Here is a 2,870-nt window from a genome sequence, read left to right on the forward strand (position 1 = left end):
TGTCCTTCACGTACTCGACCTGGAGGTAATCCCGATAGAAGTCGGTGTCCTGGATGTTGTAGCCGATATCCTGGCCGGACAGAAAGAGGCTCCCGCCAGCGTCGAGATAAGCGGCCAGGTTCGCCTGGTCCTCCCCGGTGAGTGTGGTGGTAAAGTCCCTGCCCGTAAGCCATATCACGCAGTCGAAGGACGAGAGCTCGCTTCTGCTCGGAGGTCCATCGGCCTTGACGTAGCCGCGGCCGCTGGCGGCAAGAGCCTGTTCGTAGTAGATCTCGTAATCTGCATCCTCGTCGTCGTCCACCAGCAGAATCAGGCTCCGGTTCTCGAAGACCTCTACCGACCTCTCCTGGCGGTTGTCTTCGGTGAACTCCTCGCCCTCGACCCTCAGAACCCACGCCTCCAGGCTGTACCTCCCCTCGACCGACTCCGACCAGGAGAGGCTCGCCTCGACAGATCCGCCGCTGGGAAGGTCTGATATCGTCTCCGAGTCCCTGACGACCCCACCCTCCAGAAGCTGGACTGTCACGTTCCTCTCGTCCTCCAGCCCCTTGTTCTTGACGATCAGCCTCGCTTCCACTGGCCGATCGGGCTTGGTGTAGCTCGGAATCTCCATCTCGACGACCGCCAGGTCGTGGCTCGCTGTGAAGGGCTTATGGAAGCTGGTCTCTGGATCTCCCAGGAGGTTGATCTCGTAGTAGCAGAACCTCATCACATTACCGTCGCTGGTCCCGTCGATGGATCCCAGGTTGTCCTCCTTGGCGTCCTGGAGGGCCCGGCCGATCTCTTCGATCCCCTCGCCGAATACGGCATCCCAGAACTGTCGGTGGTACCTCTGGGACGGCCCGTCGGTGGTGGACCTCCTGCCCCAGCCGAACCGCGAGTTGCCCACGAAAGAGAAGGCGCCGTGGGGTTCGGTGACGAAATGCTCGAGAACAGAGTCGTCGGGCAGATAGATGCCGTCCGGGTCTCGATTGTCGAAGGAGCCGGCGTAGCAGCCCTGGCTGTACCCGAAGAAGTACCGATCGTTCCTGAGGCTGCCGACGTCGTCGGCTTTCATCTTCATGGCGCTTCCGACGTTGGCGTGACCGAGGTGGTTTATGGCGTGGACGTTGCCGTCGATCTCCTCTGTGAGGTCTGATTTATCCCATTCCCGATCCCGGTCGTAGAGGCTGAACTTCGTGTAATCGGCGGGAAATCCCGCGGTGTTGTACCCGCTGGCTTCGGAGTCGTCTTTGATCTCGTCCAGGGAGTTTCCGCCCCAGTCGCTGACGCCCCCAAACCCCAGGTACTCGCCCACCATCAGGACCTCCTTGAGGTAGGGGTCGCTGGAAGCGGACTCGTAGGCGATCGTCTTTCGCACGAAGTTGGAGAGCTCAGCGTAAGAGTCGACGGGAGCCCTCCCCACGTAGACCTCGGCCATGAGGTCCACCTCGCCGCCGCCGGGGCCGTCTCCGGGCTCGCCGTAGATGCCGTTTCCGTTGTAGTCGTAGTTTCCGTCGAGGCAGGCGTAGTAGAGGTCTGAGGGGATCTTCGGGGGGCTCGTCTCATAATCCCAGGCCCACAGGCCTCTCGCGGGAATGATGCGATCCCAGCTGTCCCCGCCCGAGCGGCTATTGTCGGCGTCCCCTCCAAGAAGGACGTAGGTGATCCCGTTGTTGAGATAGGCGTCCTTTATGAAGCCCCTGATCTTCTCCTGCTCGTCGGCCCCGGGGTATATGGCGTATATCTCCTCCACGGTGACGATGGTGGCATCGATGCCCTTAGACCTCTTCCAGTCGAGGAGGGCGGTGAAGTTGTAGGGCCCTGGAGCGTTCTTCAGGGCGCTGTTCGTGATTATAACATAATCGTAATCTTTTTCCAGGAGAGAAGAAGACCCTGTAGGCACTATATCCTTCGGGTAGGTGGAGACCTCGTCCGGATTGTCCACCATCCTCTTTACATGCTCACCGTCGTCGGGAGATCCTCTGAAGAGCCCCCGATCCAGGGTCTCTGCCGGAGCGGTCTTCACCTCCAGGTCGAAGGTGCCGAAGTAGTAGGTGTCCTTCGTCTTGGGGATGTACATGATGGGGTAAAGATTTATATAAAGAATTTTATAGCCCTGCTTCTCCTGAAGCCCCACCACAGAGTAGACGTCTTTGGGGTAAGGCTCCATCGACCCGTAGGTCGTCTCGTTTAGGGGCGTGAAGGTGTAGTTCCCTGAAAAGCTGATCGGGAGAGGGTCCTGGCCTGGCTCGATCAGAATTTTGCCGAGGTTCTTCTTCTCCCCGGGAAGGACCTTTACATCCTGTATCTCCTCCCCGAAGGGGATCAGTATCCGAGCCGTTCTGAAGGGAACGACCGGCTCTCCCGGAATGATCCTGTTCTCAAGCCCAGGGATCCTGATCGACTTTGTGGCGTTCTGGGCGCCCATAGGGAGAATCTCACCCCCGAAGCCCACCTGGATTATCGGCTCCTCCGGCCGGTATTGCCACCTTATGACGCTCTCGCCCTGGCCGAGGCCCTGGGCCGGGGCGGATGAAAAGAATAGAATAAAGCTCATGCTCAAGACCAGCAAAGAGCAGGTCAAACAGATCGTCGATCGACGCCTCATGCTCTTACCTCAAATACGGCCATATACGATCCCCTCCCTTATTCTTCGGCAAGATGTACCCCCTTCGCGCAAGATCTGCGATTGTTCATCTTCGCCAGTATTTAGAGGTCGGAACTGCTAAACCCATAATCCGGTTTATCCGATTGCGCTGATGGTCCTCTCCCTGGAGAGGATAAATAATTCTTATCGAGGGATGGTATTAAACGTTTTCCCACCCTCTCTATTTGTTAGCCCACTCTATTTGTTAGCCCACTCTATTTGTTAGCCCACTCTATTTGTT

Annotated in this window: 1 protein-coding gene; it reads right to left on the minus strand. The window is 57.9% G+C overall.

Annotation, left to right across the window (positions count from 1 at the left end; genetic code table 11):
* The coding region (locus ACP5EL_RS08115) for a C25 family cysteine peptidase (RefSeq protein ID WP_428402008.1) at positions 1-2,539 on the minus strand (2,539 nt) is incomplete at its 3' end.
* Between the last annotated feature and the right edge of the window lie 331 nt (positions 2,540-2,870).

The sequence above is a fragment of the Methanocrinis sp. genome (genome assembly GCF_049974945.1).
In the GTDB taxonomy this organism is placed as follows: Archaea; Halobacteriota; Methanosarcinia; order Methanotrichales; family Methanotrichaceae; genus Methanocrinis.